Genomic DNA, 6,011 nt, shown 5'->3' on the forward strand with positions numbered 1-6,011 from the left:
GACTGGAGTGCCGCGCAGCGGCAATTCCAGCCCGCCCGGGGGCACCTCCCACGGCCGCCAGGCCGTAGGGGGAGCTTGAGGGCACCGCGCGAAGCGCGGTACGCCGCCCGCAGGGCGGTGCGGGGCCCGGGGCCTGCCCCGGTTCGGGAAGGGGCGGGGTGGGGAAACGGCCCCGCGCAGCGGCTACGCCCCCGCCGTCACCGCAAGTGCGACGTGTCGTTCAGCAGCCGCAGCGACGCGTTGCCGTCCGCGTAGTACGCCACCGCCGACAGCGACGCCGCCGACAGTTCCATCCGGAACAGCGACTCCGGCGGGGCGCCGAGGGCCAGGCGGACCAGGGTCTTGACCGGGGTCACGTGCGTGACGAGGAGGATGGTGCGGCCCTGGTGCACGGCGAGGAGCTTGTCGCGCGTCGCGGCCACCCGCCTCGCCACCGTCGCGAAGCTTTCGCCGCCGCCCGTCGGCGCCGCCTTCGGGGAGGCGAGCCACGCTTCGAGGTCGTCGGGGTAGCGCTCCCGCACCTCCGCGTAGGTCAGGCCCTCCCACGCCGCGAAGTCGGTCTCGCGCAGGCCTTCCTCGATGCTCACGCCGAGGCCCAGCTTCGCCGCGACGGCGTCGGCCGTCTCACGGCAGCGCCGCAGCGGGGAGCTGACGATCGCCTGGATCGTGCCGCGCCCGGCGAGCGCCGCGGCGACGGCTTCCGCCTGGCGGCGGCCGACGGCGGAGAGTACCGGGTCGCTGCCGCCGCTGCCGGAGAAGCGCTTCTCGGGGGTGAGCACCGTCTCGCCGTGACGGAGCAGGACGAACGTGGCGGGCAGGCCCATGTCCGGGGCGCCCCACCCGGCGGACGGGGCGGCCGGCGTCGCCAGGAGCTCCGCCCCCGCGACCGCGTCGGAGACGGCGGGAGCGGCGGCAGCGGCCGCGCCCCCGGTGCGGACGAGCGCCGCCCGGGCCTTGGCCGCGCCGGCCGCCGCGTCGCCCACCACGCGCGCCGCTTCCGCGTCGCGTGCGTCGAGGGCCGCGGTGGAGCGCGACGGCTCCCACTGCTTGCCCTGCCGGCCCGCGTCCATCGCCTCGTTGGCGAGCCGGTCGGCGTGCTTGTTGCGCTCGCGCGGAATCCATTCGTAGGTGACCTGCGCGGGCGGGAAGACGCGTGCGGCCTCCGCGGCCAGCGGCTTCATGTCGGGGTGCTTGATCTTCCAGCGGCCCGACATCTGCTCGACGACCAGCTTGGAGTCCATCCGTACGCGGACGAGCGCCTCCGGGTCCAGGGCGCGGGCCGCCTTGAGACCGGCGACGAGGCCCTTGTACTCGGCCACGTTGTTGGTCGCCACGCCGATGTACTCCGCGGCCTCGGCGAGCGTCTCGCCGGAGACCGGGTCGAGGACGACCGCGCCGTAGCCGGCGGGGCCGGGGTTGCCTCGTGAGCCGCCGTCCGCCTCGACGACGAACTCGCGCGGTACGGGCACTACAGCCCCGATTCGGACGTGCGGACGAGGATGCGGCGGCAGTTCTCGCAGCGCAGGACCGTGTCGGGCGCGGCGGCGCGGACCTCGTTCAGTTCGGTGATGTTCAGCTCGAGCTGGCAGCCCTCGCAGCGGCGCTGGAACAGCCGGGCCGCGCCCACGCCGCCCTGCTGGGCACGGAGCTTCTCGTACAGCTTCATCAGGTCGGCGGGGACGGAGCCGGCGACGACCTCGCGCTCCTTGGTGACGGAGGCGGCCTCGCTGTCGAGTTCCTGCTCGGCGGCGTCCCTGCGGGCGGTGGCGGCGTCGGCCTTGGCCTGCACGGAGGAGACCCGCTCGGTCAGTTCGGCGACGCGCTCCTGCACGGACTCACGGCGCTCCATGACCTCGAGGACGATGTCCTCGAGGTCGCCCTGGCGCTTGGCGAGGGAGACGATCTCCCGCTGCAGGTTCTCAAGGTCCTTCGGCGAGGTGATGGCGCCGGAGTCGAGCCGCTGCTGGTCGCGGGTGGCGCGCTGACGCACCTGGTCGACGTCCTGCTCCGCCTTGGTCTGCTCGCGGGCGGTGTCGCTCTCCTCGGTCTGAGCGGCGACGAGCAGGTCACGCAGCTGCGTGAGGTCCTTGGTGAGCGACTCGATCTCGGCGTGCTCGGGCAGCGACCGGCGCTTGTGCTCGAGCTGCGACAGGCGCCGGTCGAGGGACTGGACGTCGAGAAGTCGGATCTGGTCGGCGGGCGCGGCGTTCAGTTGGGGGCTCCAGAGGAATCGTGGTGGGAGGACCAGGGGTCGGTGACCGTCGTGGAGACGTGGACCCGCAGGTCCCAGCCGTTCCGGTCGGAAATCGCGTCGAGCTGCGCGGCGGCCTGTTCGCACCAGGGCCATTCGGTCGCCCAGTGCGCGGCGTCGACCAGGCCGAGCGGCGAGTGCTGGGTGGCCTCGGACGCCGGGTGGTGGCGCAGGTCGGCGGTGAGGAAGGCGTCCACGCCGGCGGCGCGCACGTGGTCGAAGAGGCTGTCGCCGGAGCCGCCGCTCACCGCGACGGTGCGGACCGTCGCGTCGGGGTCACCGGCGAGGCGGATGCCCTGCGCGGTGGCCGGCAGGCGCTTCGCGGCGCGTGCCGCGAACTCCCGCAGCGTCTCCGGATGGTCCAGCTCGCACACCCGGCCGAGGCCGCGACGGCCGTTCGGGTCGGAGGCGTCGGGCACCAGGGGCCGTACGACGCGCAGGTCCAGCGCGCCGGCGAGGGCGTCGGAGACGCCGGGGTCGGCGGTGTCGGCATTGGTGTGCGCGACGTGCAGGGCGATGTCGTTCTTGATCAACGTGTGCACGACCCGGCCCTTGAAGTGGCCGGCCGCGACCGTCGTCGTGCCGCGCAGATAGAGCGGGTGGTGCGTGACGAGCAGGTCGGCGCCGAGCCGCAGCGCCTCTTCGACGACGTCCTGGACGGGGTCGACGGCGAACAGCACCCGGAGGACCTCGGCGTCGGGGTCTCCGCAGACGGTGCCGACGGCGTCCCATTGTTCGGCCCGCTCCGGGGGCCAGAGGGCGTCGAGCGCGGAGATGACTTCAGACAGACGGGGCACGCAGCAAAGGCTACCTGCCCCGCCCGCCTCCGCGGCCGTGCCCTACTTGACGAGGAAGCCGCGCAGGTCGTCGAGGACCTCGCCGGCGGCGGTGACGCCGAGACCCAGGTACCAGGTCTCGTCGGGAACGTCCTTGGCCTGCCCGGCCTTCACGGCCTTCAGGTCCTTCCACAGCGGGTTGGACTCGGCGGTGTCCCGCTTCGTCTTCGACGGGTCGCCGTAGACGCCGGTGAAGATCCAGTCGGCGTCGGCCTCGTCCATCTTCTCCGGGCTGATCTCGGCGGCGAGGTCGTTGATCTGCTGGTTCTTCGGCCGCGGGACGCCGGCGTCGTCGAGGATCGTGCCGATGAAGGACGCCTTCGCGTAGAGGCGGATCTTGCCCGGCATGTAACGGAGCATGGTGACCGTCGGCTTGTTCTCGCCGAGGTCGGTGCCGAGCTGCTTCGCCTTCTTCTCGTACTCGCCGAGCTTGCCCTTCGCCTCCGCGGTCCTGTCGAGCGCCGCCGCGTTGAGGAGGTAGTTCTCCTTCCAGGTGAAGCCCGGGCGGATGGAGAAGACCGTCGGCGCGATCTGCGACAGCTCCTTGTACTTGTCGCCGGCGCGCAGCTGGCTGCCGAGGATCAGGTCCGGCTTGAGCGCGGCGATGGCCTCGAGGTTGAGGCTGTTGATGGTGCCGACGCTCTTGGGGCTGCCGGCCGCCTTCTTCAGGTAGCCGGGGATGCCGTCGTCACCCTCGGTGGGCGCGTAGCCGACGGGCTGGATGCCGAGGGAGGCGACGTTGTCCAGCTCGCCGACGTCGAGGACGACGACCCGCTTGGGCGCGGCCTTGATCTCGGTCTTGCCGAGGGCGTGGGTGATGGTGCGGGGGAACTCGCCGGCCTCGGCGTCCGTGCCCATCGCCGCTGTCTTGGCGGCTGCGTCGCCGAAGTCCTTGCCGCCCTGGGCCACGGCCTTCTTGCCGCCGTCGTCCGCCTTGGCGCCCGCGTCCTTGTCCGCACCGCCGTCAGCGCCGCAGGCGGCGAGGGAGAGAGCGGCTGCGAGGGCGACTGCGGCGGCTGCGCCACGGCGGCGTAGGGACATGACGTGCTCCTGATCCGGTACTTAGGTGGGCCTTACCTTAAGCACGGCCGGGCCCGGGAGCACAACCGCCCCCTCAATCTCAGGCGAATCAGGGCATGGCCACCCTTATGTGTGAAGAGACCCCTCTCGCGCTGTTCGGCAGGAAGTGCGAAACCTAGCTTCGGAGTCCGGAGGTGAGGCATCGATGACAGCCTGTGCCATCGAGACCGCCGCGGCAGACGGGGCGGTGGCGAGTACGGACGGTACGGACGGTTCGGACGGCGCGCGTACCACGAGCGACGCGGAGGTCCCTCGCGGTACGGCGGCCCCGGCGATCACGATCACCGCGGACGGCACGTACGGAGCCCGCCTGGCGGGGACGGGCGAGGCGCTGTTCCCCGAGCGCTGGACCCTCGACGGCCTTGAGCCGTACGCCGTTCCACTGCCGCTCGACCAGCCGGAGGAGCGCGACGCACAGGTGCTGCCGCTCTCCGACGGCCGGGTGCTGATCAGCCGCCGGGTCGCGGAGCGGCACACCTTCTCCCTGCTGTACCCGACCGGTCCGGCGACGGGCGAACTGCCCCTCGGGGCCGTCCCCGCCGAGGAGTCGACACTGCTGCCGCCGTCCCCGGACGGGGTCCTCGCGTACGCCCTCGTGCCGTACGCGCACTCCACCGGCATCTGGCTGGTGACGGGCGGCGCCCGCGGCCCCGAGCGCGTCGCGGAAGTGGCGGGGCACTGCTCGGGCGGCGCCTGGCTGGACCGCGCGGGACGGCTGCTCGCGCTGGACCGCCGGCGGGCGGACGGCGGCCCCGTCAAGACGGTCGTGGTCGACCTGGCGCGTGGGGGCGAGGTCACGCCGCTGCTCCAGATCACGGACGAGAGCGACGACCGGCTGCTCCTCGCGGACGCCGACAGCGGTCTCCTGCTGATCCGTTCGAACGCGCCGGGGCCCGGGCAGGACCGGCTCGGCTGGGGCGTGCTGGGCAGCACCCGGCCGGTGCGTTTCCCGCGGAGCCTGCGGCTGCCGGACGCGCTGGTGACACCGTTCGCGGTGCAGCCCGGGCAGGTCCTGATGCCGGAGAGCTGCGCGGTGGCCCTGCGGATCGACGGCGCGGCCGGTACCTGGGTGGGCCTGTGGCGCCCCTCGGCCAGCGGAATGATCCAACTCGCCGCTCCGGCGGGCTGGTTGGCGGGCGCCGGCACCTGGAGCCGGGACGGCGTGCTGCAACTGCCGTGCGCGACGGAGTCGATGCCGTGCGGGGTGATCCGTACGGAGGTTCCGGAAGCCCTCGGCGTCTCTGCAGAAACCTTCGGTCACATGGCGCCCACAGAACCGGCACAAGCGGAAGCCGCAGGTGGGGAACCGTGCGAGGGCTCCGACGGTCCTGTTGTGTGCAGGCCCGTTCCGTTGCAGCAGGCGCCGCTCACCGGGCGCGCTGCCCGTGGTTAGACTCACGGGCCGGGGCGACCGGGCCACGGTTCCGGCCGGCGGCCGGGGGCCTGCGACACGTGTAAGCAGCGATTTTCTACGGGGTGACTTCCCACATGTCAGAAGCCCGAACCGACACGACCCAGACGCGCCCGCAGACCGCGGCGACGGGACGGGGCGAAGCCGGCGGCGGCAGCCCGGGTACGGGTGCCGGTAGGCACCGGGGCGGTGCGGCGGCGAAGGACGATTCGCCGGCGCCGGGACGGGGGCGGCATCGGAGGCCGTCGGGGGGCGACGCAGCGTAAGGGCGGCACGGGTGGCACGGGTGGCGCCTGCGGCGGGCTTGTCCCCTACCCGCCCCTTCCCGAAACCGGGGCTCCGCCCGGACCCGTACCGCGCTTCGCGCGGTGCCCTCAATCCCCCCTACGGCCTGGCGGCCGTGGGAGGTGCCCCCAGGCGGGCTGGATTTCGC

General features: G+C 73.2%; 5 protein-coding genes. 1 reads left to right on the top strand and 4 read right to left on the bottom strand.

Features of this window, described 5'->3' with window-relative positions:
* Window positions 1–197: 197 nt before the first annotated feature.
* Genes ACWGH4_RS29385 through ACWGH4_RS29400 form a run of 4 tightly spaced genes read right to left on the bottom strand, consistent with a single transcriptional unit; the run spans window position 198 to window position 4,128 of the window.
* Window positions 198–1,469 carry a bifunctional RNase H/acid phosphatase gene (locus ACWGH4_RS29385; RefSeq protein WP_453466261.1) on the bottom strand — a complete coding sequence of 424 codons (1,272 nt, stop codon included), beginning with the start codon at window positions 1,467–1,469 and terminating at the stop codon, window positions 198–200.
* The gene (locus tag ACWGH4_RS29390) at window positions 1,469–2,212 is read right to left on the bottom strand and encodes a zinc ribbon domain-containing protein (protein WP_159695239.1); all 744 of its coding nucleotides are present in this window, start codon (window positions 2,210–2,212) and stop codon (window positions 1,469–1,471) included. The genes ACWGH4_RS29385 and ACWGH4_RS29390 overlap by 1 nt, the downstream gene beginning before the upstream one ends.
* The gene (locus ACWGH4_RS29395) at window positions 2,209–3,048 is read right to left on the bottom strand and encodes a Nif3-like dinuclear metal center hexameric protein (protein WP_441262726.1); all 840 of its coding nucleotides are present in this window, start codon (window positions 3,046–3,048) and stop codon (window positions 2,209–2,211) included. The genes ACWGH4_RS29390 and ACWGH4_RS29395 overlap by 4 nt, the downstream gene beginning before the upstream one ends.
* Window positions 3,049–3,090: 42 nt before the next feature.
* A complete protein-coding gene (locus ACWGH4_RS29400; protein WP_453466263.1) occupies window positions 3,091–4,128 on the bottom strand; it encodes an ABC transporter substrate-binding protein in 1,038 nt (345 codons plus the stop codon).
* A 184-nt stretch (window positions 4,129–4,312) separates the two neighbouring features.
* Between ACWGH4_RS29400 and ACWGH4_RS29405 the strand changes: the two genes are divergently transcribed.
* Window positions 4,313–5,560, top strand: coding sequence for a hypothetical protein (locus ACWGH4_RS29405; RefSeq protein ID WP_453466265.1), 1,248 nt, complete (start codon window positions 4,313–4,315; stop codon window positions 5,558–5,560).
* Window positions 5,561–6,011 lie beyond the last annotated feature (451 nt).

It is taken from the genome of Streptomyces sp. NPDC054847 (assembly GCF_053610925.1).

What these genes read in the sequence shown, in the direction of transcription:
- ACWGH4_RS29400 (WP_453466263.1), bottom strand. Translation starts at nt 4,128, where the DNA reads ATGTCCCTACGCCGCCGTGGCGCAGCCGCCGCAGTCGCCCTCGCAGCC.
- ACWGH4_RS29405 (WP_453466265.1), top strand. Translation starts at nt 4,313, where the DNA reads ATGACAGCCTGTGCCATCGAGACCGCCGCGGCAGACGGGGCGGTGGCG.